The organism is Paenibacillus taichungensis, assembly GCF_013359905.1.
GTDB lineage: Bacteria > Bacillota > Bacilli > Paenibacillales > Paenibacillaceae > Paenibacillus > Paenibacillus taichungensis.
Map to the genome: position 1 here is coordinate 460,790 of NZ_JABMCC010000112.1, position 24,341 is coordinate 485,130.

At 46.3% G+C, this 24,341-nt stretch carries 17 protein-coding genes; 1 reads left to right on the plus strand and 16 read right to left on the minus strand.

The features are described 5' to 3' along the window. Nucleotides 1-104 precede the first annotated feature (104 nt). The 14 genes from HP548_RS18175 to HP548_RS18240 all read right to left on the minus strand — a co-directional run bounded on the left by HP548_RS18175 (nucleotide 105) and on the right by HP548_RS18240 (nucleotide 21,639). On the minus strand, nucleotides 105-1,955 hold the full coding sequence (locus HP548_RS18175; RefSeq protein ID WP_076288991.1) for an ABC transporter ATP-binding protein: 1,851 nt from the start codon (nucleotides 1,953-1,955) through the stop codon (nucleotides 105-107). After that, nucleotides 1,952-3,724 (minus strand): ABC transporter ATP-binding protein, encoded by a 1,773-nt coding sequence (locus HP548_RS18180; protein WP_076288990.1) that lies wholly within the window; start codon nucleotides 3,722-3,724, stop codon nucleotides 1,952-1,954. The genes HP548_RS18175 and HP548_RS18180 overlap by 4 nt, the downstream gene beginning before the upstream one ends. Nucleotides 3,725-4,045: 321 nt before the next feature. Next, nucleotides 4,046-7,717 (minus strand): dynamin family protein, encoded by a 3,672-nt coding sequence (locus tag HP548_RS18185; protein WP_175382448.1) that lies wholly within the window; start codon nucleotides 7,715-7,717, stop codon nucleotides 4,046-4,048. Nucleotides 7,718-8,012: 295 nt separating this feature from the next. Continuing rightward, nucleotides 8,013-8,285: a hypothetical protein gene (locus HP548_RS18190; protein WP_024630585.1), complete on the minus strand. Its 273-nt coding sequence runs from the start codon at nucleotides 8,283-8,285 to the stop codon at nucleotides 8,013-8,015. A gap of 23 nt (nucleotides 8,286-8,308) precedes the next feature. Further along, a complete protein-coding gene (nth, locus tag HP548_RS18195; RefSeq protein ID WP_063566827.1) occupies nucleotides 8,309-9,004 on the minus strand; it encodes an endonuclease III in 696 nt (231 codons plus the stop codon). 163 nt (nucleotides 9,005-9,167) lie between these two features. Next, entirely contained in the window at nucleotides 9,168-11,906 is a 2,739-nt protein-coding gene (locus tag HP548_RS18200) for an S-layer homology domain-containing protein (RefSeq protein ID WP_175382449.1), read from the minus strand. A 72-nt stretch (nucleotides 11,907-11,978) separates the two neighbouring features. Beyond that, the gene (locus tag HP548_RS18205; protein WP_076288985.1) at nucleotides 11,979-12,665 is read right to left on the minus strand and encodes a GerMN domain-containing protein; all 687 of its coding nucleotides are present in this window, start codon (nucleotides 12,663-12,665) and stop codon (nucleotides 11,979-11,981) included. Between the two features lie 35 nt (nucleotides 12,666-12,700). Then, entirely contained in the window at nucleotides 12,701-14,113 is a 1,413-nt protein-coding gene (locus HP548_RS18210; RefSeq protein WP_076288984.1) for an N-acetylmuramoyl-L-alanine amidase family protein, read from the minus strand. 258 nt (nucleotides 14,114-14,371) lie between these two features. Further along, nucleotides 14,372-15,778: an N-acetylmuramoyl-L-alanine amidase family protein gene (locus tag HP548_RS18215; RefSeq protein ID WP_175382450.1), complete on the minus strand. Its 1,407-nt coding sequence runs from the start codon at nucleotides 15,776-15,778 to the stop codon at nucleotides 14,372-14,374. 275 nt (nucleotides 15,779-16,053) lie between these two features. Continuing rightward, entirely contained in the window at nucleotides 16,054-16,671 is a 618-nt protein-coding gene (gene leuD, locus HP548_RS18220) for a 3-isopropylmalate dehydratase small subunit (RefSeq protein WP_076288982.1), read from the minus strand. Between the two features lie 31 nt (nucleotides 16,672-16,702). Continuing rightward, nucleotides 16,703-18,124, minus strand: coding sequence for a 3-isopropylmalate dehydratase large subunit (leuC, locus tag HP548_RS18225; protein WP_175382451.1), 1,422 nt, complete (start codon nucleotides 18,122-18,124; stop codon nucleotides 16,703-16,705). A gap of 454 nt (nucleotides 18,125-18,578) precedes the next feature. Continuing rightward, the gene (locus HP548_RS18230; protein ID WP_246318106.1) at nucleotides 18,579-19,430 is read right to left on the minus strand and encodes a fibronectin type III domain-containing protein; all 852 of its coding nucleotides are present in this window, start codon (nucleotides 19,428-19,430) and stop codon (nucleotides 18,579-18,581) included. Nucleotides 19,431-19,684: 254 nt separating this feature from the next. After that, complete coding sequence (nagA, locus tag HP548_RS18235) at nucleotides 19,685-20,827, minus strand: N-acetylglucosamine-6-phosphate deacetylase (RefSeq protein ID WP_175382452.1); 1,143 nt, start codon at nucleotides 20,825-20,827, stop codon at nucleotides 19,685-19,687. Between the two features lie 26 nt (nucleotides 20,828-20,853). Then, entirely contained in the window at nucleotides 20,854-21,639 is a 786-nt protein-coding gene (locus tag HP548_RS18240) for a DeoR/GlpR family DNA-binding transcription regulator (protein ID WP_076288980.1), read from the minus strand. Nucleotides 21,640-22,093: 454 nt separating this feature from the next. Here HP548_RS18240 and HP548_RS18245 point away from each other — a divergent pair, with 454 nt between their 5' ends. Further along, nucleotides 22,094-23,014: a LysR family transcriptional regulator gene (locus HP548_RS18245; RefSeq protein ID WP_064636917.1), complete on the plus strand. Its 921-nt coding sequence runs from the start codon at nucleotides 22,094-22,096 to the stop codon at nucleotides 23,012-23,014. A 219-nt stretch (nucleotides 23,015-23,233) separates the two neighbouring features. Here the strand turns inward: HP548_RS18245 and HP548_RS18250 are convergent, their stop codons facing one another. Further along, complete coding sequence (locus HP548_RS18250) at nucleotides 23,234-23,419, minus strand: hypothetical protein (RefSeq protein ID WP_024630602.1); 186 nt, start codon at nucleotides 23,417-23,419, stop codon at nucleotides 23,234-23,236. Nucleotides 23,420-23,505: 86 nt separating this feature from the next. Further along, on the minus strand, nucleotides 23,506-24,324 hold the full coding sequence (locus HP548_RS18255) for a carbon-nitrogen family hydrolase (protein ID WP_175382453.1): 819 nt from the start codon (nucleotides 24,322-24,324) through the stop codon (nucleotides 23,506-23,508). Between the last annotated feature and the right edge of the window lie 17 nt (nucleotides 24,325-24,341).

Here is a 24,341-nt window from a genome sequence, read left to right on the forward strand (position 1 = left end):
TATATCTATCTCTCTATTTTCGGGGTTTTGGTTAAAGAATGCAAGAGTGCTCCCTATTTTTCTTGTGAATTTTACAAGATTTTTTGTGTTTTTTCGATCAATTTTTACAAAAATCTGTATTGAGCTTCTATTAATCCATTATAAACTCCTTGTTTCTGGATAAGTTGCTCATGGTTTCCTTCTTCCTTGATTTCACCATGATCCAGCACGATAATGTTATCTGCATTTCGGATCGTCGAGAGACGGTGGGCCACCATAAAGGAAGTTCTTCCTTGCAGCAGCACTTTCAAAGCCTCCTGAATTTTGAGCTCCGTTTCGGTGTCGATGCTGGCAGTCGCTTCATCCAAAATCAAGATTCGAGGGTCAGCCAGCAAGGCACGGGCAAAGGATAACAATTGGCGTTGTCCCATGGATAATACATTCCCACGTTCTTCGACTTCCGTATCGTATCCACCCGGCAGCTTCATAATAAATTCATGGGCATTAACAGCCTTCGCAGCTTCTTCCACTTCTTCATTAGTTGCATCAAGCCGTCCAAAACGAATATTATCGCGAATGGTGCCAGAGAAGATAAACGTATCCTGCAACACAATACTGATCTGGCTGCGCAGACTTTCGACCGTTACATCTCTTACATCCTGACCATCAATGGTAAGACGTCCGCCTGAAATGTCATAGAATCGGCTGATCAGATTGATAATGGTACTTTTACCTGAACCCGTATGACCTACAAGTGCAATCGATTGTCCAGCAGCTGCAGCGAAACTGATTCCCTTCAGCGCCTGTCTGCCCTTCTCATATTCAAACACGACATTATCGAATACAATATCACCTTTAATAGAAGCAAGCGGCTTGGCTCCAGGTTTATCTGCAATACTTGGCTCCTCATCCATAAACTCGAAGATCCGTTCGGAGGAAGCCATGGCAACGAGCAATTGATTGTACATCTGTCCCAGACGGTTAATCGGGTCCCAGAAGTTGCCGACATAGTTGGCAAAAGCTACGAGCAATCCGATTGTCAGCTGCCCCTCTTGAATCAGATAAGCACCAAACCAGAACAGGATTAACGTTCCGAAGCCGCCCGTAATTTCAATCAGAGGACCAAAGCCTTGGTTCATGGCCGATGCTCTATCCCATGATTTTTTGCTCGACAGATTCATGTTGTCAAAATACTTCATGTTTTCTTTTTCCTGCGTATAGGCCTGAGTCACACGAATCCCCTGAATGGATTCATTCAAATGGGAGTTGATGCGTGAGTTCTTCATACGTACATCCTGCCAGGCACGGCGGATCAACACACGCAGTTTGGTCGAAATAATAAACATGAGTGGAACTGTAATAATGACCGCGAGGCCCAGTTTCCAGTTGATCAGCAGCAAAATGACGATAATACCGAGCAGCTGCACACAGTCAATCATGACATTGACCGCACCGTTGGTGAACAGATCCTGCAGGGAGTTGATATCATTGGTGACACGCACCAATACCGAACCCGCAGGTCTTTTGTCAAAGAAGTTAAAGGACAACTTTTGGATATGTTTGAACAGATCCGAGCGAAGATCATAAATGACACGTTGCCCGATAATGTTCGTTAATTTGATTCGGTACGTATTAGCCGCCCATTGGATCAGGTATAACACAAGCACAGAACCAGCAATAATATAGAGCATCGTCAAGCTTGGCAACCCCGTTGCAGGTGCAATCGCTTTATCAATCGCCAAACTGATCAAAAATGGAACGGACAATTTCGTAATGGTACCCAAAATCATCATTAGGATAATGAGTGGCAAGAGTTGTCTTGCATATGGTTTCATGTAAGAGAACAGACGTCCGAACTCACGCCAGTTAAACGGTTTTTCAATTATTTCGTCGTCCTGATATACAAAACGTTCATTCATTTTCTTGTCAGAGGTCTCTTTGACCTCGCGCCTATCGGCTACCGTTTCGGCACTCATGAATTCACCTGCTCCCCAGCCTCCCGCTTACCGCGGGCAATATAATCTGCGTATTGAATCTCATATACGTCCCGGTAAGGCCCAGGCTCTTCAATGAGATCTTTATGTGTCCCACGTTGAACGACACGTCCTTCATCCAGTACCAAAATCTCATCTGCGTGACGCAGGGAAGAGATCCGATGCGCAATGATAAACGTCGTTCTTCCACGCATGACTTCCTGGAATCCGGATTGAATTTCATGTTCGGTCTCCATGTCGACTGCACTGGTTGCATCATCCAGAACGAGAATTTTCGGGTTTTTCAGCAGAGCTCTAGCAATTGCAATCCGCTGTTTTTGTCCTCCCGACAAGCCCATTCCCCGCTCCCCTACAACCGTATCGTATCCTTCAGGGAATTCCATGATGAACTCATGCGCTTTGGCCAGTTTGGCAGCACGGATAATTTCATCCATGGTTACATTTTTGAGTCCATATGAAATGTTGTTGCGAATGCTGGAAGAGAACAGGAACGTCTCCTGGAACACAGAAGCAATCTGACTCCGCAGGCTGCGAATTCCAATGTCCTTAATATTTTTGCCGTCCAGCTTGATAGTGCCCGAGTTCACGTTATATGCACGCATTAGGAGCTGAATAATAGTTGATTTACCCGAGCCTGTTCCTCCCAGGAAGCCAATGACGGAGCCTGGTGGCGCATCAAAGTTGATATCGGTCACTGCCGGCATTTTATTGCCGTAGGCAAAGGTAACGGATTCAAAGGTCACATGCCCTTTAACTTGATCAGCCTCTACAATGACCGGATCTTCTGTCTCTTGTACATCTACCGGCGTATTCAAAAGTTCCAACACCCGTTCACCCGATGCTTTGGATTGCGTATAGTTATTGATATGGAAACCAAGGTTCCACATTGGACCGATTATGTACCAGATCAAACTGAAAAAGGCAACGAGTTGACCGAGTGTTAACGATTTCTGAATAACCATGTTCCCACCAATGAGGAGCAGAAGAACTACGCTGACCGAAGCGAGAATCTCCATGATTGGAAAATATTGACTCCATAATGTTGCTGCATGAATCTGGTTCGTTTTGTAACGCTCATTACGAACGGAAAACTTCTCCACTTCGTGAGGTTCACGTGCAAATGACTTTACAGTACGCACACCTGTAATATTCTCCTGTACTGCTGTCGTCAGAGAGCTGAGTGCCAGCCGCATTTCTTGGAATGCAGGGTGAATTCGGGATTCGAATCTCAGCGCAACGAAGGCAAGCAGAGGAATACATATGAGCGTTAGCAAGGTAAGCTTCCAACTCATGGTCATCATCATGATTGCGCCGAATACGACCATCAGAACCATGTTGAGAATTTGAGCGAAGCCAAATCCGATAAAGTTACGGATCGCTTCGAGATCTCCCGTGAGGCGGGACATCAAATCTCCCGTTTTGGCCGTGTCGTAATACCGGAAGGACAAAAATTGAAGCTTTTCGTAACAAGCGTTACGAAGTCGGTACGCCAGGAAGTTCCCGAGACGCCCTCCAAAAAGACCGTGTAAAAACTGCATTCCCGCTTTCAGAATAACGACACCTAATACCGTTAAAGCAAGTTTGGGAACGTCTTCAAAATTGCGCGGAGTGATGACGTCATCAATCAGTATCCTTAGCAGGTTCGGATACACCAGTCCAAGCGCGGTCGCTATGGCGAGGCATAAGATCGATAAAAATAAATACGTGCGCTTCTCCCAGAAAAAAATCTGCAATTGCCTGAGAACATCCATGTCTCTCCTCCTCTTATATCGTTCAAAAACAGTATGAACATTTATGAAGTTTATCACCGTCCCCCATTCGCGGCAAAGCGAATAAGCGACCATATTCAGGCTACTTTCACCTTAATGCGTCATTAAGGAAGGTAGATACCCTCCTATCAATCAAATGTTTGAATATTCTCTTCCTTTCAGGTTGTTCGTACCAAAAAAGGCTCCCTGTATGCCTTTAGAGGCAGGGGCCTTTTTTGGTACAACGACAACATTTCAAAATATCACTGTACAACTCATTCCGCTTTTCAACCGTTTACATACAGACATGGATTTGAATACCTTTTATTCACGTTCAATCTGCCCCAGTTGTACAGACAGACTCTCCCATTCTTCGGCAGGAATTCCACTGGTCATTGTCTCATGTAGGGCACCAACGGCCTCCTCAAGTCTCTCTTCCAATTGACGGGATTGATGCTGCAAAGACTGACCAAGCTGGTTGTCATAGAACTGGACCAGCTTATTCTCCGCAGCAGGCAGAACATCGATCACCATCTGCTTAATAACTGGGTCAAGTGTCTCCTGTAGCCGCTGTCGTCCATCTCCTTCGAAAAACTGTTTCGGATTTCGGAAATAACTCAGATACGCTTTCCAACCCGAAGGTTCTTCCAAACGCACCTCTTCCAAAACAGGTGTACTCCAGCGTTCGTTCAGCGGTAACGACAGATCCATGCCTCCGGACAATCGTTTCAGTTCATCTACACATTCGGTCACTTGCTTGTGCAGCCAAGTCTGACCTGCCTGTTCGAGTCTGAGTGTAGTGGCAAGCAGTTCCTGCTCCAGTTCGATGGCAATCATGCGCAACAGTTCTCGACCACAGGCAGCGAAGGCTGCTTTCAGATTCCCGCGATCCTCACGAAGAACGGACGGATGGAACGCTTCTGCCATGAACAGCCCAAAACGATAACCCAGGCGCTGCCGCACATGGAACAGCAGTTCAGCCGTTTCCTGGGCCAGTTCTGCCTTCATGGACCGTTCCGCGAGCAAATGTACCCTCTGAAGGGACTGTTCCTGGATTGAGCCCAGCTCATCCCGACGTCGCTGTAGAACCTCTTCCCCCTGGGTCGCATCCTCGGCACGTGTCTTCAGTCGTTTGATCACCCGTGCGATCTCTTCAGAAGCCCCACCAACCGCAAGGTCCGCAAGCTCACTTCCTGCAAACCGGTTAAATTCTTCCTCGAACCGAATGAAGCCGGATTGCTCCAGCAATGTCGCATCGTTGCCCGTCTTGCCTTCCATTGCCTGCATGCTGGATACAGGAAATAAGCGTGGTGCCCGAATGCCATTACTGCGCAGCTGAGTACTCACATGGTCAAGGACCTGCTCCAACTCCTCTTCAGAGGAAGACAAATCACTCGCATTAACCACAAAGAACATCTGATCCATCGCTGAGCTGTCTTTCACGCGTCCCAATTGATTCAGGAACTGTCGGTCTCCCTGAGAGAAGGCATGATTGTAATACGTTACGAAAATGAGTGCATCCGCATTCTTCATATAATTGAAAGTGACACCCGTATGACGGGCATTCACGGAGTCAGCCCCTGGCGTATCTACAAGGACAATGCCTTGTTCTGTTACATCACAACTGTAGTACAGGTCAATACTGTCGACAAAGCAAGACTTCTTCTCATTAGCGACAAAGTTACGATATCCGTTCAGATCCACCAGCACATCCTGGCCGAGTTGAGCTGCGGTATCCTCCCAGCCTGCTGCGGCTGCCTGCAAAAAGCTGTAATGCGGACGCCCTGCCGGATGCACATCCTGTGGTGAAAGGGCTTTGACCCGTTTTTGCCAGTCTGCCCCAGGCTCACCCAGTCCAAGCAAACGGAAGGAATACGCAAGATCCTCCTGGAAGGCGTCCGGAGTCTTCATCCGGACCCGGGCAGTTCCATGCTCCGCGCCACCGGACGGAGCCATGATCCGGTTGATTGCCGCTGTCGTTGGATGCGGCGAGACCGGTAACACAGCTTCGCCCAGCAACGCGTTGGCGAAGGAGGACTTGCCGGCGCTGAACGCTCCGAACAGCGCCAGCGTAAACGTGCCGCCCGCAAGCGAAGCCGCGCGTGCACGCAGATCCCGTACCGCCGACCCCATGGCGGGGTACGGCTCTACCAGCGCAGCGGCGGCTTCCAGCCGTGCCGCCGCTGCATCCAGGCGCCGGCGGCGCTGTGCGCCAGCCGCCGGCTGCCCAGGCACCGCCGTTTTGCGCGGCGGCGGTGCCCCTGGAGTCTGTGGCTGCGCAGCCACAGACTCTGCCGTGCCCGTGTGCGGGCCGGGTGCTTCACCCGGCTCGTGCGCGGGCACGGGCGGGCCCTGCACCTCCGGCAACAGCCCGGAGGTGAGGGGGCCCGCAGGAGGCAGCAGGCTGCGCAGCCCTGCTGCCTCGGCGTCGGCGGCGCGCTGTAGCGCCGTGTAGCGCGCCGCCGACGCGGATTGCGCCAGCAGCGCGGTGCGGCTGGCGTCCAGCGCCTGGAGCGCTGCTTCGCCCTGCGCGCCCAGCGCTTCAAGCAAGCGGTCGGCCAGCATCATGGCCGCCCTGCGGTAACGGGCCTCAATCTCGCCCCGTATATCCTTGCTGAATTGAAGCACATACTCGGGAGATACCTCTGCACTGGCGCTTCGTTTCATCTCCAGCAGTGCTTCATCTACCGCAGGCAGCTCCGCGTTCAGCGCCTGCTCCCACTCAGCACCCCACAGCTGATGTGCTTCACCCAACTGTCTAAGCATGGTACGAATATGCACCTCAACTTGTCCTGATGCCTGATCTTGCAAGAGTCTCACAAGCTCAGCAGCCCGACGCTGCTTCTCCTGCTCGGTCTTGCCACCAGAGAACAATAAGCCTACCCGAAAACCGGGTTTACGGCTCTCCAAATAAGCCGCCGCAGAGGTACGAATATCGGCCGGTGTCAGGTTCGCATTCGCCAGAAGGGGCTCCAGCTCTGCCCGAAACTTCTCCCGTTCACGTGATGGTTTGGAACGTAGTTCTGCTTCTTTTTGATCCAGGAGACCCAGTTCCCGTTCCAAGCGTTCAATACCTTCCTTGCCCCCAACTTCCTCCAAGAGCGCTGCCTCTTCCTCTTCGCGTTCCTCTGCCTGTCTTGTCAGATGCTGCTCGGTCACATGGCTCGCAGAGCTTGCAAGGCTATGCTTGATTAACCCTTCCTTCTCCTTCATCATATGTTCAATCAGTTGAGGAAGCTGCTTCCACTGGCTGTAACGATGCTCCTTGTCCCGAAGCGAAGTAAACAGCAGTCCATCATACCGAACTTCCCAGGCTGCAAAAATAGCTTCTACACCTTCAACATATTGGTCAAACGATAGCTCCCGGTCCCGATGTTTATCAATCTGGTTCACGATAAGAAACAACGGTTTGCCCCAATCGGATAGACTTTTGGCAAAAGAAAGGTTGCTTTCCGATTGCACATGGTTATAATCCATCACATAGAACACCACATCAGCAAGATGAAGTGCTGAATGTGTTGCTAGGCTGTGCCCCTGATCGGTCGAATCCACACCTGGCGTATCAAGTAATACCGCATCATTTTTCAGTAGGGGAATGTCATCCCATACTTCAATGGAGGTGTATGCCCCACCATTCTTGCAATACTCTTCCAATTGTTCTGGCGAAACCTCAAGAACTCCCGCTGAATTGTCAGCGCTTACGTTCAATGACGTATAAATAAGTGCTCTTGGCTCACCATTACGGATGGATACTACATTCGCACTTGTAGGTACAGGACTCGAAGGCAACACCCGCTTGCCACATAAACTATTAATCAGACTCGATTTACCTGCCGAGAAGTGTCCACAAAACGCAATCGTTAACTGTTTCATTTCCGCCTTACTGATCAAATCCGTTAAAGCCTGTACAGCTGTATGGTCCCCTGTCTGCTCCATCGCTTCTCGCAGTGGAAGCAGAGGTTTGGCCATCTCTACTGGGTAATCTGTTCTGGACATGACTGGCCTTCCCCCTGGCTCCTCTAATTTGACATCTGATCCGATGTCTTTATCTTGTAATTCATTTATTTTACCATTATCAAGTTTGAAATTGAACGGTTTGAATGCAAGATGACTGACATCGAAAATTACACATCGCAATTCTCCACATAAAAAAATAAAACCGATCCTGTCGGTTTTATCTGTGAAACGATTGTATTCCATAAGAAGCATGCTGCTTCCATGCCCAATTGGATCAACTTCAAAAGGATAACCCAGTGACATAGAAGCAGCATATCTTATTATTCCAAACCTCTTAAGAAACAGCGTTCTCCATCGAAGGCAGCAAAATTTCAAATACTTGGCCATGCTGCAAAATCGTAATGTCACGACCTTTGTCTCTCATGACAACCACTTCTGGTTTCGTGGACATACGCTCGAGATAATGTTCAGGCACATCGCCAGAATGGCTTACAGTGATACCTTCTACTTCTTTTTCTTCGTTTTCAGCCATTTCCTGTTCAACGATTTGTTCAAAAATATCGGAGAAGGCCTCAAAATTGTCAGTGTACACGGAAATGCATTTCATGATTACTCATCCTCTTCTACTCATTAATTTATTTTTCGTTTTGGGGTTGTGGCACGTTCCTTATCTTTCCTGATTTGGGACGTTTTCATACGCTTTTTACCTTCTCTGCATATGTCCAGTAATGGACAGACATGACATTGAGGGTTTTGTGCCTTGCAATGGTAGCGTCCAAAAAATATGAACCGATGATGAGTTAAAGTCCACTCATCCCGGGGTACGCGCTTCATCAGTTTTTTCTCGACTTCAAGTACGGAGTCATCCCAACCTGCCAGTGCCAGCCTTTTGGATACACGTTCAACATGCGTATCCACCGCAATTGCCGGGACTCCAAATGCATTGGATACAACGACATTTGCAGTTTTCCGCCCGACACCAGGTAGCGTCACAAGCTGATCATGTTCCTGCGGTACATCACCGCCATACTGCTCTATTAAAATTCGGCACATGTTCTGAATATGCTTGGCCTTGTTTCGGTACAAACCGATACGCCGGATATCCTGTTCCAGTTCTTCGAGAGGAACAGACAGATAATCGGCAGGACTGGTGTACTTTTTGAACAAGTCTGCGGTTACCTTGTTTACCGTTTCGTCGGTGCACTGGGCAGACAATAGGACGGCTACAGTCAATTCAAACGCATTGCTGTGATTTAATTCGCAATGTGCATCAGGAAACATCGCTTCCATTGTTTCGAGTATATGTCTTACAGTGGCTGCATTCATGAAGAGCTACCTCCCACAAAATGACTCCACACGGTGGAGCCTTACTTCGAAGCTTTTTTCGAGTACTTTGCGGGGACCCCAAAAATCTTGCAAAAAAAACGTCTTGATACGGGAAAGATCCCGCATCAAGACGGTCATTCTTTTGATCCTCGAAAAGAAACGATTACTGTTTTTGAATCTCCAGTACAACGTTGTTCAGGAGATACAATACAATATTATCATTATCTTTGAGAGATTGCACGCTTAAAGTGTTGTCACCCTGGTGAACAAATGCGCCTGTACCCAGTGCAAAACGATAATTTGTGTCAGATGTGGACTCGCGTTTAACCAAAATTTGGTTACCTACTCCATCATAAGACCAGAACTGTTTGCTCATGACTGTCAACACTCTAAAACGGGTAGAATTATCCGTATCTTTCGTCATTTCAACACGATCACCTACAGTAAGACTGCCAAGTGTGGTTAACGTAGATCCCGATTTAACCACTTTTACAGAACCACTAACAGGAACCGTCTCACTTTGACCATTGAACAGTTTCAGTGTAACTGACGAAGCGTCAACAGATGTAACCTCCGCTAGCGTACGTTTAACGACTTGAACCGCTTTAGGCGTAGTTCCCTCAAATGTAACGTTAATCAGGTTGCCGGCTGTCAATTGCGAGACCGTAATGGTCTGACCACTTTCTCCTGTCAGAGCCGCTTGATCAACATAGAACTGACTTGTCAGCGAATCCGATTTCACACGAACACGACCATTCGTCTCTACAGAAACTACTTCAAATTGAGCCACGGTGTTCAAAGCCACTTTCTGTACATAGTCCTGATTCGAACCCAGCGTAACTGTGACACTATCACCGATCTTCAGGTCACTCAGACTTGCTCCAGATTTGTTGTAGATCTCTATTGTTGGAACCGTAGAGTACGGCACAGTGATCGTCTGGTTTCCAGACAACAAACTGATTTTTCTACCCGCAGTATCAATACTGCTGATTGTGCCTTCGTATTTATAGATCACTTTAACGGATAACGCACGAGTTCCCACATACGTCAGATCCAATTTGCGACCATCATTCAACAAAGATTCCAATCCAGCAAGTGTAGGCTTCGATGTGTTGTAGTCCAGCTTCGTTTTGTCATCCAGCGTGAACACAAACGGTTTTTTATTGCTGTCCAGAACCGTCAAAACTTTTGTTTTACTGTTGTAGGATACAACGGAAACTCCGTTCATTGGCTCCATCTGACGTCCGATCACTTGAATGCGCGTCACACGGTCTTCAGAGTTTAGCGTAAGTTCAACCTGATCTCCATTAGTTGCGTCTGTAATCAGATCATTCAGCGTAGCATCCTGGATTCCGTTAATAACTACTTCCGGTTTTTCTGCAAGCAACTTCGCTTCCAGCGATCCACCTTCACGTTTAAACGTCAGTGTCGATTGGTTTCCACCGATCTCCACCAGTGTACCGCGTAAAGACTGCTCTACACCTTGCGACAATTCAATTGTTTGCAGGATGCTGTCTTTCACCGTATACTTCACTGCACTTCCCGCTTTGAGCTCAGCCAAGGAAAGGATTCGGTCTTGATATCGAATGATCAGATTATCGTTATACGTGTATTGCTCTGTAGTTCCCGCTGCATTGGTAAGTTTAATCGTTTTGGCAGAAGTCGTGACTTCAGCAACGACACCACTATCACTTTTGTTGACAATTCCGGACTTCACACGAACAACAACTGTCTTTTTGTCAGCCGAGAACGTCTCACGTTGTACTTCAATGGTGCTGTCTGCTGTAATATCAGACAGTTTGATTGCATTCCCGTTTTGATCGATAAATGCTGTTGCCTCATCATAGCCGTATGTTTCATAATTCTCGCCTACAAACAAGCCAATTTTATTACCTGACAATGAACGAGCAAATGTACCTTCAATGCTTTCTACCTGCGGTGTAGCATCGACCACTTCTACATATGAGGCTGTACCCGTAGTACCTACAATCTGAACTTTTGTATACAGCTTCACATCCGTAGACGATGCACGGGATTCACTGTCTTTTGTAAAGTAAGGTGTACTGCTGTTCACTGCAAAGTTAACAGCTTTTCCGTCCACAACCAGTGTGATCTGCCCATCTTTTAATCCAGTTACATAACCCGTGAATGTGTTCGCATACTTCGTATCCGTTAAAGTTTCGCCGCGGCTAAAGAATGTAGCGAGTTGAGCACGAGTTACAGAACCGGTTGGATTAAATTTGTTGCCATCTACACCTTTGGCCAGATCCAAACTTACAGCCAGATTGATATACCCTTTGCCACTTTCGGAAATGCTATCATTATCAGCGAATCCGGTAGATTGATTGTTTTGGGCCTTCGCTTCAGCATCTTTGTTCAACGAACGGATCAGCAATTTTGTAATCCATTCACGTGATGCCTGTTTTTGCCCCCAGGTTGTTTTGGACACATCCACTGTAGATTCTTCAGTTTTATCAATCAGTCCCAGTTGAAGCGCCAAAGCGACATATGGCTTGAAATAGTTTCCCACTTCCATATTTGTCGGTAATGCCGTAGCCGTGCTGTCGTTCAACTGGTCCTCCTTGTTCATAAAACGGATCGCCATCGTCACAGCTTCCTGCTGCGTTACCGCGTCTCCCGGACGGAACAGGCCGTTGTTACCGAGAAGAATGCCTTGATAGGCCAGTTTGTACACATGTTTCTCGGCCCAATATCCGACCTTGATATCACTGAACAAACCGGTTGGTGCAGCTGTATTGCTTACAGTTGCAGTCTGACCTTGCCCCGTATCTGTTGATTCTGCTGCCATGGCAGCTCCGCCGGCGCTAAGGGCCATCATGCCTGCAAGCACGGCTGAAACTACTTTTTTAGAGTGTGATGGATTGTTATATTTAAAAGTCACCTGTGATTCCCCTCTCTCATGTAAAACGGCCGATATTCCGCAGATTCACGGTAAAACAACATGCTGTACAACCTATTCGGATCGTGTCATTGGATGCTCAAGATCCACATGGCCCATCAAACTCTCGGATTGCTGGCCATCTACCAGCAAATCAAGTGATTTAACTTCATCAAATTGGAAAAACGTTTGCTTCAAAGCATCAATGGCAAACACTTCGCCACCTGCACCAAGACGTGCTGTATCCGGCATGTGAATATCCAGGGTAAGCGCACCGTCTTTGAACTGAACAGATTTCAATTCAATTTCTTTAGCCCAAAGCGGAACAAGCTTGTCGTCCTTGCTTTGTTGCAGCGCTGCAAATGCAGCCTTGTACTTGGCTTCATCAGAAGCATAAGAAATATCTGCGGATGCTTTGTGCAATTCCAACTCTTCCAGATCTGTGTAGTACACTTCAATGGTCTTCTTCTCATTACTTTCGGAACTTCCAGGTTTCTCTGAAGTAGTTCCACCCGATGGAGTCGTTGTACCCTCCGTATTAGTGCCTTCAGTGGTATCCGGTGTCGTTGTCGTTGTATCCTCTGGATCCACAGTTACAGGTTCAGTAATATCCGTCTCATTCTGATCCTCAGGCGCATTATTCTCTGTTCCCGCACCTTGAGTCTGATTTGGAGCTGGAGCAGCTGTTGGCTTGCTTCCACATCCAGCAGCAACTGTCATAACCGTTACCAGCAGCGCTGCAATCCATAATTTTTTGTTCATTCTAACTCCGCCTCCTGATCATAAGGGTTGAACCCTTATTTAATTCCCAGATACTCCTTGATCCCTGCAACAATCCCTTTGGCTACACTGTTCTGGAAACTTTCAGTGAACAATGCGGCTTCATCGCTCTTGTTGCTCAGGAAACCGGCTTCCAGCAAAACAGCCGGCATCGTTGTTTCACGGGTTACGTGGAGACTTGCCGTTTTTACTCCGCGATCCTTCAGGCCAGATGATTGCAAGAGATACTTGTGCATCACCGTAGCCAATGCCTTGCTATTCGAACGAGTGTAATACGTCTCCACACCGTTTGCCGCTGCAGACCCGCTGTTCGCATGAATGGAAATAAAGATATCCGCCTTCAATTTTTCTGCGATCTTTACTCGTTCACTCAAAGCCAAAAATGTATCATCGCTGCGCGTCAGCACAACGTCAATGTTAGATTCTTTTTTCAGCAATGCTTCCACTTTCAGAGCCATTGCCAGATTGAAGTCTTTTTCCTTCTTGCCGGTTACACCGATGGCTCCCGGGTCCTGATTACCATGTCCAGCGTCTACAACAACAACTTTTTTGCCGTTGTTTCCAACAGGAGGTTGCGGTGTTGTAGTGCCTTCTTTGTTCAGATCAATCATAACCAGACCGGAGTCACTTTGCACGTCATAACCTTTGGCATTGCTCAGATCAATGACAAAACGAAGAGTAGAAGGACTATTGCTGTACAAGGAATAACGAATCTTCGACACATCCGGATATCCACTCACTACAAGCTGTCCATTCTGGTTGCTGTCCAAAGCTTGTCCTTCACTAAAAGAGTCAGCGAATGCGGTATTTGGCAAGTCTATAACGATTCGATCCGGTCCTGTCATCGTGAAGACGTTCGGCTTCGTATTTCCGCTTGTTGCAATCAAAAAGCGGTTGTCACTGAAGCTGATGCCGTTCACCAGTACAAGACCTTCCTGATCCGATCCTCCACCATCATTACCAGAGTTCGGAGGAGTGGTTGTCCCGTTTCCGGAACCTGAATTCTGGGTAACTAATGTTACCGTCTTCGTTGTATTGTTCCAACCCACCTTAAGACCCATTTGCTCACCAATGAACCTTAAAGGCACAAGTGTGGTTCCATTTTTCACGAGTGGCGGGGCATCCAGGTTCACGTTACTGCCGTTCACCGTTGCCGTCTTCTGTCCAACAATCATCTGCATGGCAGTGTTGTCTTTGCTAATAGTCACGGTGCTTGTTGCCTGTTTCCAGTCCACACCATATCCCAGGCTCTCCGAAATAACCCGAATCGGAACCATCACACTGCTATTGATGATTTCCGCTTTGGCATCCGAAGGCTGCACAATTTCTTTCCCATCTAGGATAATGTGCGTATCTGCTGCTGCATGACTATAGCCCGGGAAAACGAGCCCAAAGACAAATAACAGTACCAAAAAACCGAACTTCTTCATCCTTCACCCCTACCATTCTCATATTTTTTTGCCGCATGTTGTGAACCTTCAGCTCCGACTGACCACTGAGGCATTACCAGACACCTATTAGACGCCTCGTACTCTCAAAAGTTGCGAATATATTCCAACATAACAGAAAAAAAACGTTGTCAAATCAAGCTTTTTCTACATTTTATTGTCTGAATTTTTCCTTAATTATCAATTATGCATCTCGAAACAACGGACTACCCTGACCTTCATATTTGCGCACAACCCACATTAAAGACCCAAATATTCTACAATTCCGTCTACGATGGCCTGTGCACATTTGTTCTGATAATCTTCAGTCAGCATCATTGCTTCATCAGCTGGATTACTTAGAAATCCAAGTTCAATCAGAACTGCGGGCATCGTTGTTTCACGGGTTACATGCAGACTTGCCGTTTTGACTCCCCGATCCTTAAATCCTGTAATCTGCAACACATGCTTGTGTAAAATGTCGGCCAAATCCTTGCTATCTTTACGACTGTACAACGTTTCAATTCCATTAGGAACAGGAGTTGTAAACTTGTTTCCATGGATCGACACAAAAATATCCGCCTGATTCAGTTGGGCGATATCTACACGCTGCTGCAGGGATAATTCCGTATCATCCTGCCTTGTAATCACCGTCTGAATCTCCGTATGTTGTTGCAGAAGTGCCTGAACTTTGAGTCCCACAGCCAAATTAAAGTCCTTCTCATAGGCGCCTGTCACACTGACGGCCCCCGACTGTCGTCCACCATGTCCTGGATCAATAATGACAACCTTTTTGCCATCATTGGTTGGAACAGCAGGCTGACTTGTTGGTTCTCCATTACTCGCCGCAAGGTCAACAAGCAACACGTTGTTCTCGCCCAGTGACCATTTGGCAGTCGCCACCTGACTCAGATCAAGGACCACACGCACCGTTGAAGGCGTTTGGCTGAACATTGCATATCGCACCTTGGATACCAGCGATGAATCCGTAACCAGAAGAGTTCCGCTACCATCCGGATTGGAAGCCTGTCCCTGGATGAACTCCTTAGCAAATGTGGTGCCGGGCAGATCGACGATGATACGATCAGGTCCACTGAGACTGGAAACCTTTGGTGTGATTTTCCCGTTCGTCGCCAAGATCAAACGATCCCCGCCGAAGCTGATACTTTGAAGCTCTGACAGACCTTCTGGTACAGGAGCTTCCACCGGGTCATTTTCACCTTCCATACTTGCTACAGGAGGAATACTTAATAGGCTTACTGTCTTGGTTCCATTGTCCCATCCCACCTGAAGACCCATGCCTTCACCGACAAAACGTAACGGAACCAGTGTAGTCCCCTGTTTAATTAGAGGCGGAGAATCGAGATTCACCCGATTTCCATTCACGGTGGCCGCATCTTCGCCTGCCGTCATCTGGATACTGCTGTTACCTTTGAGAATACGAACAGTCTGAGTGGCTTTCTCCCATTTCACCTGATAACCGAGGTTTTCAGAGACGATCCGAATGGGCACCATCACGGTTTTGCCAGTATTCTCGGCTGGAGCTCCCGACTGCTGGTTAATGGTCACACCGTCCAGCACAATCGAGGGAGACGAATCGGCATTTGCCATGACAGGAAATAAACACAGGAACAGAAAAACAAAGACTGCTGCCGACCATTTCTTCATACATCAACCACCATTCTGTTTGTCTTTTGAACCTTCGACCTGATTCGCTGTGATGCAACACTCGACTCTATCTACCCTTCCATAATCTACTAATCAGTTTATCAGATATTGTCACGTCATCCGGTTACAACGTTGTCATATTTAGTCGGAATATCCTATAACTCGAAAACATAATTGCATCATTGCCAAATGCAAAAAAACCTCCAATTCGATCCAAGGAACGGTGAAGTTCCCTGCACAATTGGAGGTTTGAAATACAAATTACAGATGAAAGATTAGACTGAGGCCGTTTGTCCAAACAGCTTTGCCGCATGACGCTGTTCATATGCAGCGATTTCATCATCATGTTGAAGAGTCAAACCGATATCGTCCAGCCCTTGCAACAAGAATTGACGACGATGCTCATCCAGATCAAAATCAATATGCAGTCCGTATGCATCTGTAATCGTTTTGTTTTCCAGATTTACATTCATCTCATAGCCTTCATGTGTCGCTGTACGCTGGAACAGATCCTCAACCTGCTCTTCCGACAGTTTAATCGGCAAGATCCCGTTCTTGAAACAGTTATTATAGAAGATATCCGCATAGGATGGTGCAATTACACAACGGAATCCGTAGTCCATAATTGCCCATGGTGCGTGCTCACGAGAAGAACCGCAACCAAAGTTTGCGCGTGAGATCAGAATGGATGCCCCTTCGTAGCGTGGTTTATTCATTTCAAAAGAAGGATTGTTGTTACCCTCTTCGTCAAAACGCCATTCGTAGAACAAAAATTGTCCAAATCCGGTCCGTTCGATCCGCTTTAAAAATTGTTTCGGAATGATTGCATCTGTATCTACATTGACCCGGTCTACCGGTGCAACGATGCCTTGCAGTGTTTTGAATTCTTCCATATCATTCGTTCTCCCTTCAATCCGTTCGTTGTTAGATAGCTGCTTCCGTTTTGAAATTCCAGTCACGTACGTCTACGAAGTGTCCCTTAACTGCTGCTGCTGCAGCCATTGCAGGAGATACGAGGTGAGTACGTCCTCCGCGTCCCTGACGTCCTTCAAAGTTACGGTTGGAAGTCGATGCACAACGTTGTCCTGGTTTCAATACATCCGGGTTCATTGCCAGACACATACTGCATCCAGCATCACGCCATTCAAATCCAGCCTCTGTGAAGACTTTATCCAGACCTTCTTTTTCCGCCTGAATTTTAACACGTCCCGAGCCTGGTACAACGATCGCTGTAACATTACTGGATACGGTGTGACCTTTGGCTACCTGTGCAGCAGCACGCAAATCTTCAATCCGTCCATTCGTGCATGAACCGATAAATACATAATCAACTGGAATTTCGGAGATTGGTGTTCCAGGTTCTAAGCCCATATATTCAAGCGCTTTTTCAGCGGCTTTACGTTCGTTTTCAGTTGGCAGATCAGCCGGAACAGGAACTTTCGAAGAAATGTCGGTTCCCATACCTGGGCTAGTACCCCAAGTCACTTGCGGAATCAATGATTCTACATCGATTTCAACCACATGGTCGAATTCAGCACCTTCGTCGGTTACAAGCTCTTTCCAGGCAGCAACCGCTTCATCGAATTGGCCATCGGAAGGTACGTATTCACGTCCACGCAGATATTCAAATGTTGTTTCATCTGGAGCAATCATGCCCGCTCTTGCTCCACCTTCAATGGACATGTTGCAGACGGTCATGCGCTCTTCCATGCTCAGTTCACGGATCGATTCACCCGTATATTCAATAACATATCCAGTAGCGAAGTCTGTACCGTATTTGGCGATAACTGCGAGAATCATATCCTTCGCGGTTACACCCGGGTTACGTTTACCGACAAAACGAACTTCCATCGTTTTGGCTTTGGCTTGCTGCAAACATTGGGTTGCCATAACATGCTCTACTTCACTCGTACCAATCCCGAATGCAAGTGCGCCAAATGCGCCGTGTGTGGACGTGTGGCTGTCACCACATACAATCGTTTTACCTGGATGAGTCAGGCCGAGTTCAGGACCCATAACGTGTACGACACCTTGATCAATCGTATCCAGGTCATACAGTTTTACGCCGAAGTCACGGCAGTTTTGTGAAAGTGTGTCAATTTGTTGTTTGGAGATTGGATCTGTAATGTTGAAACGATCCTTCGTTGGAACGTTGTGATCCATTGTTGCAAATGTCAGCTCAGGGCGACGAACTTTACGGCCGCTCAGACGTAGACCTTCAAAAGCCTGTGGGGATGTTACTTCATGTACCAAATGCAGATCGATATACAAAATGCTTGGTTTGCCTTCTTCCTGATGAATCACGTGATTTTCCCAAATTTTCTCAAACATCGTTTTTTTACTCATCATTTTCACCTCATCATAAGTTCGGTCCTTGGAAGAGCCTCAGTAGTTCCTTTAAAAGTGAAGCTCTTGAATGACATAAATATATCACCCAGTCCTTCATTGTTCCAAGATATAATATCTATAGATGTAATAGGTTTAACCTATAATGAGGGAAAAGCAAATAAACCACTGCTATATGCAGAGGCTTCAATTGATAACAATTATCATTATCATGCAAGTCCTATACTACGTTCCAGTCACTTCAATGTCAATGCTTTTTATGTTAAATAGAAAAAAAGCAGCCCTGATGCCAGGGCTGCGATGACTAATTCTCACCAGCTCTAGACGTTCCGTCCACACACAGTACAAACGACATATGAATAACCGAATGAAATAAATGTGACAACGAATCAGCTGATTGAGGTCTTTAAAAAAAGTACGATCGCTACCTCCCGTATTCCCCACATCTATCCATTCATTGCATTCCTGCCTCTGCTGGAAGTGAATTACTTCTTATCCCCACTGCTTTAATAACGAAATTGTAGGCTTTGGCAGAATCTATGCCGTTTAAAGTATAGCTGTAACTTGTTTGACCGCTGACCGCCGGCACATACACGCTCCAATTCGTGCTGACTTTATCATTCTTCTCGTAAATCCGGTAACCTCGCACCGGCTCAGAGCTAGAAGCTAGCGCTTTCCACGAAAGAACTGCACGGTTCGCTGACTGTCTTACTGCGCTTGGATTTTCGACTATTCCGGGTTTGACGTCAGTCCGTTTAATACTGTAAGCATCATAGACGGCAAGAGGTTTATCTTTAACTGCTGTGTAGGAATGTAAATTCAGCACGTCTCTTGTAATGGAGTCATCCATGAACATTTTCTTGTTGGGCTGATCGTTTTTTGCTGCAAAAAACGTGTCTGCATCTGGATTAAGAGCATAGAATTTCGAAGCGGCCGAGTTGCCCATTAGATATACGGTCCCTTTGGGATTCAGCACATTTCCTTGCTCATCGGTAATGACATTCTTAATAGGAACGTTATTCAGCATTTGAAAAGACCTCATATACATATGGTCATGTCCCTCAAACACCATATCCACACCCAGCTCATCAAATACTGGAATCAGATATTTCCGGTAAAATTCTACACGTTCGCTTTCTGCCGAAGCATTATCTCCTGAAGAATAAGCTCCCTTATGCATAGAGACGAACTTCCACTTCTTATCGGTCTTTGCCACCTGATTCCGCATCCATCCCAATTGCTTCGTGAACTGAATATCCGCTTTGTACGGCTTGACCTCCCCTTCGTACTGGGAATTGATTTGCATAAAAAGAGCATCGCCGTATTCGAAAGCATACTAGCGTACCCTGCCGACATGTATAACGATAGAATATTAACATTCCGGTTAGTGAGATTACCTCATATACTCATTCGCCATTATGGATACCTTTTGAAAAATACCCATAATCGAGTAGGTGGGGGCGTCAAGCCCCTACCTCTCACAATTCTTGGGTTTATTTATGTAAAGCCCACTAGACTTATCTAATGGACTTTCTCTGTAGAATCGCAAATAATAGTGATTTATAGAATTTGACCGCCCACCATCGTCCAGAGAACCTGAAATTCATCATCCAATAGGACCAGGTCGGCATCGAAACCAGAGGAAATTTCCCCCTTTTGTTGAAATCCAAGAATATTGGCCGGCGTAGTTGAAGCCATCTGTACGGCATCTATCAAGGGAATTCCTGTTTCGACAGTATAACGTAAGGCTTCATTCATGGTAACTGTACTGGAGGCCAGTGTATCATCCTCCAGTCTTGCAATGCCACCCGATACCGTGACATGATGGCCTCCAAATAGATAATTCCCATCGCCCATACCCATTGCTTGTAAAGCATCTGTGATCAAGACCATTCCTTCAGGTCCTTTCAGGTTATGCATCAGTCGAATAATAGCAGGATGCAGATGGACATTATCCACAATAGCTTGAAGACTTACATGTTTCTCTTCAAAAGCAGCCACAATCAGACCCGGATCTCGATGATGGATCGGCCGCATGCCATTAAAACAATGCGTAACATGACTCGCACCTGATGTAAAGGCTTGTTTGGCTTCCTCATATGTGGCATCCGAATGAGCGATCGCTATAACTACTCCCTGTTCTTTCAAAAAGGAAATCAAGTCCATTCCTCCCGGCAGCTCGGGAGCAATAGTAACCATCTTAATGAGTGACCCTGCTTCCTGGAAAATGATCTTCATTTCTTCTATGTTAGGATGCCGCAAATACTTTTCATTTTGCATTCCTTTTCGCTTCGGGTTCAAATACGGCCCCTCTAAGTGAATCCCTGCGATCTTTGCTCCCACTTCTTGTCCTATTACACGCTTGACACTACGAATCATTTTTAGAAGATCCTCCATCGTAGAACTAACAGATGTAGCCAGAAATGAGGTACACCCCGTTAAAGCGCATTGGCGTGAAACTTCTTGAATACTTTCTTCAGTACCGTCCATCATATCAAAGCCATTGGCACCGTGGATATGAACATCTATCATCCCTGGGACTAGCAAATGTCCTCTCCCATCAATCCGTTCATACTCTCCTTCTAGCGTAGGAAGATCAGCTGTGTCTACCCTCATGATTTTCCCTTCAGAAATCCACACATTGGCTGATGGAACGATACGATTGCGAAGTGCCATTTGTACATTATGCAAAATATAATCCATAAAAATCCTCCTCTACCCGATGGTTATCAGTCTTGCTTTCGAACCTCTTCATTTTCTTCCTGACACTCAATAACAGTGATGTTCTTCTGATCCAGAACTTCTCTGATCTCACTCGGGAGTTCCAGATTTGTGACTAAAATATCAACGAAATCAAAGTCCAGCCGATGAATAGATTTGCCGTTAAATTTTGTGTGATCGGCTACTACGATAACCTGATCAGATCTTCTGGCCATTTCTTTCTTTACCCGGGCATCTTCTTCATATGGATAATAAAGTCCATCAGACCGGATCGCCGATGCTCCAATGAAGGCTTTATCAGCACGAATTTCACTTAGTTTATCGATAATGGAAGAACCATATAAAAAGCGGTGCTTTACATTCAAGTAACCACCGAGAATATAGATTTGAAGATCCTCTCGATTGGACAAGATCCCTACGTTATCAATCGAGTGCGTGACCACCGTACAATTTTTTGCGCTAATTTGTTCTGCTACAAATTGCACCGTGGTTGATACGTCTAAAATCACAGTCTCATGGTCTTGGATAAGTTTTGCCCCAAACTTCCCTATTTTTTTCTTACTCTCGGATTCATCAATCAAACGATCCTGATAAGACAGCATTTCTTTCTGTAACTCAGGTAACGATAGCCCCCCATGAGTTCGAATCACAACGCCTTCTTGTACTAATCTAACAATATCCCTTCGTGCAGTATCCCTTGATACTTCAAACAGCGTACATATATCTGTAACACTCATCGATTGGTGTTGTTTCAAGTATTCGAGTATTTTTAACAATCTTTCCTCTTGATACACAGTACATGCACCTCCTTTTAAGTAATTATAAGCATTATTTTAATTTTAGCAAGTTATTATAAGTAAATATTAAGTAAGTGCAAGTATTTTTCCTGACTTTTCAATAAAAAAGACGTTAGCCAGATGAATTTACATCCGTTAACGTCTTCATAAGTTAAGATTTACTGCTAAGAAAAAATTAATGAATGGATTTCGGAGCCATTTGCTTATCAAATTGACTTAAATCACTCAGATAAATACGATCTTGAGTCCAATGGATTCCCAATAGGTTTTTTTAATGCTCGTTGCAGAATTGGACTTCACGCTTTTCACTCCCTTGGGACAGTTCTTTTTGTTATAGTTTTGCCTGTGTTGCATTAACTCTTTGTAAGCAGTTTAAGCGTTTCAGTTAAACTAATCATTTCTTATTTGTAGTGATATAATAATGGCATAACGAAAGGAATGACGTGTGGATATGGAATTCAGACAACTTCAATATACGCTGCAGATTGCGGCAGAGCGGAATTTCTCCCGGGCAGCTGAGAAGCTGCACATTGCTCAGCCTTCTTTAAGTCAGCAGCTATCCAAACTTGAAAAGGAACTGGGCGTACTGTTATTTCAGCGTAATACCAGCACCGTGGAACTGACCCATGCAGGGGTGACTTTTGTAGAGCAGGCTCAGAAAATAATTGATGCAGTCGAGCTGCTAAGACAGGAAATGTCGGACATCTCCCAGCTGCGCAAAGGTAAAGTCGTTGTAGGCAGCATGCCGATCACTGGCTCCCACCTGCTTCCGCATGTGCTTCCCGCATTTCAGCAGGCCTATCCCGAGATTGAAGTAACCTTGCTGGAAGACTCCGGGCTGACGCTTGAAAAGTTGACGGCTAGTGGCAAGGCTGACTTAAGCCTGCTCTCGCTCCCATTGCAGGAGCCAAGCCTATCTTATGTAACGATTGGTGAAGAGCGAATTGACTTGGCGGTTCCGCCAAATCACCCTCTAGCACGCAGAGGAGATCCGGAGCATCCAGTTCCAGTACGGATGGAAGAGCTTCGAGATGAACCCTTTGTTGTGCTGAAGAAAGGACAAGGCTTCCGCAAACTTACATTTGATCTGTGTGAGGAAGCTGGGTTTGACCCCAATGTGGTATTTGAGAGTACAAATATTGAGACGGTGCAGTCACTAGTGGCTACAGGTATGGGGATTACACTGGTTCCGCGCTTTATTGCCCGTGCGCCCCGCAGTGAATTTGTTCCTGTTTACGTACCGCTAGCTGAGCCAACGCCCAGTCGTACCCTTGTAGTTGCATACCGCCAAGGACGGGTTCTCTCCAAAGCCGCGGAGGCATTCATTCATACGTTTCAACAAACCGTAGCCGAGCTCTCTCAAGGAGAATAATTGGACGGTCAGCGAAATAGCACGCCATACATGGCAATAAAATAAACAAAGGCTTGACCCATAAGGGCCAAGCCTTTGTTCTATACTCGTCTCCCGCATCCGCAGGATAAAGTTCTTACATGGTATTAGCAGTACATCATCGTTACAGTACAATGTTGCTAAATCATCATTGAATTGTTAACGTAAAAACGTACATATGAGAATTTCAAGTTTGGCGGTTTATTTTCGCAAATTACGTTCACTTGTCAGCCTGTTCTGTTGATTCACAAGGCGGCCTTCGTCCTGAACAGATTGTTCAGGTGGTGATAGCCCTCCTGCCCCATTCTCTAAGAATGGCCTCAAGTGATCTACCCTAGTGTTTTCCTGTTCCAGTCTCCTGAGCGTATCTTTCACATGGTTGTCCATTGATTGATCATCCTCCTTGGTGACGGGATAGTTATCATTACCCGCCTCCCGGATGAATAAACACTTTATTGGAAAATTACAGATTTTTATTTGCTGCCAAAATAAATGCCAGGTCTACGGTCTTCGAATACCGGAATACGGCCACGAACCTCATCCACAAGTGAAGGACAGATAATTCCGGTCACGATCTCTTCTCCTTCTCCACCTTCAGCCACAATTTCACCCCAAGGATCAATAATGAGGGAATGCCCGAAAAATTCGGTGTCTCCGCTTTTCCCTACGCGATTGCAGGCAATAACGTACATCTGATTCTCAATGGCCCTTGCTGTAAGCAGTGTGCGCCAATGATGCAAGCGCGGGTTCGGCCATTCAGCGGGGACAATTAATGCTTTGGCTCCGTTCAAGGCAAGTGTTCGAGCAAGCTCAGGGAAACGGATATCGTAACAGATTGAAGCTCCAGCGGTGAGGCCGTTCTCCAATTCAAATATTTCCGGTTCTGCACCAGGCTGCAAATACTTCTCTTCATCCATCAGGCGGAACAAATGCAATTTATCGTAACGTGTCACCTGATTTCCTTCACTATTATAGGCGTACATTGTATTGAAGATTTGGCCATCACGTTTCTCCGCAATGGAACCGCCAACGATGGAGATTCGATGTTTTTGGGCAAAAGTCGCGAGCCACTCTCTTGATTTCTGGCCCTCCGGGTCAGCAAGCTCATGAATTTGTTCCAAAGCATATCCCGTATTCCACATCTCGGGCAGCACAGCCAATCCCAAGTCGGGAACCTGTTCTACCGCTCTTTCGAGCAAAGACTGCATATGTTTATGGTTGGCTTCAGGGTCTCCGATCTGAATATCGCCCTGAATCAGGGCTACACGCATTTCCCCTTGTTGTTCTGTCATAACCAGCACTCCTCTGA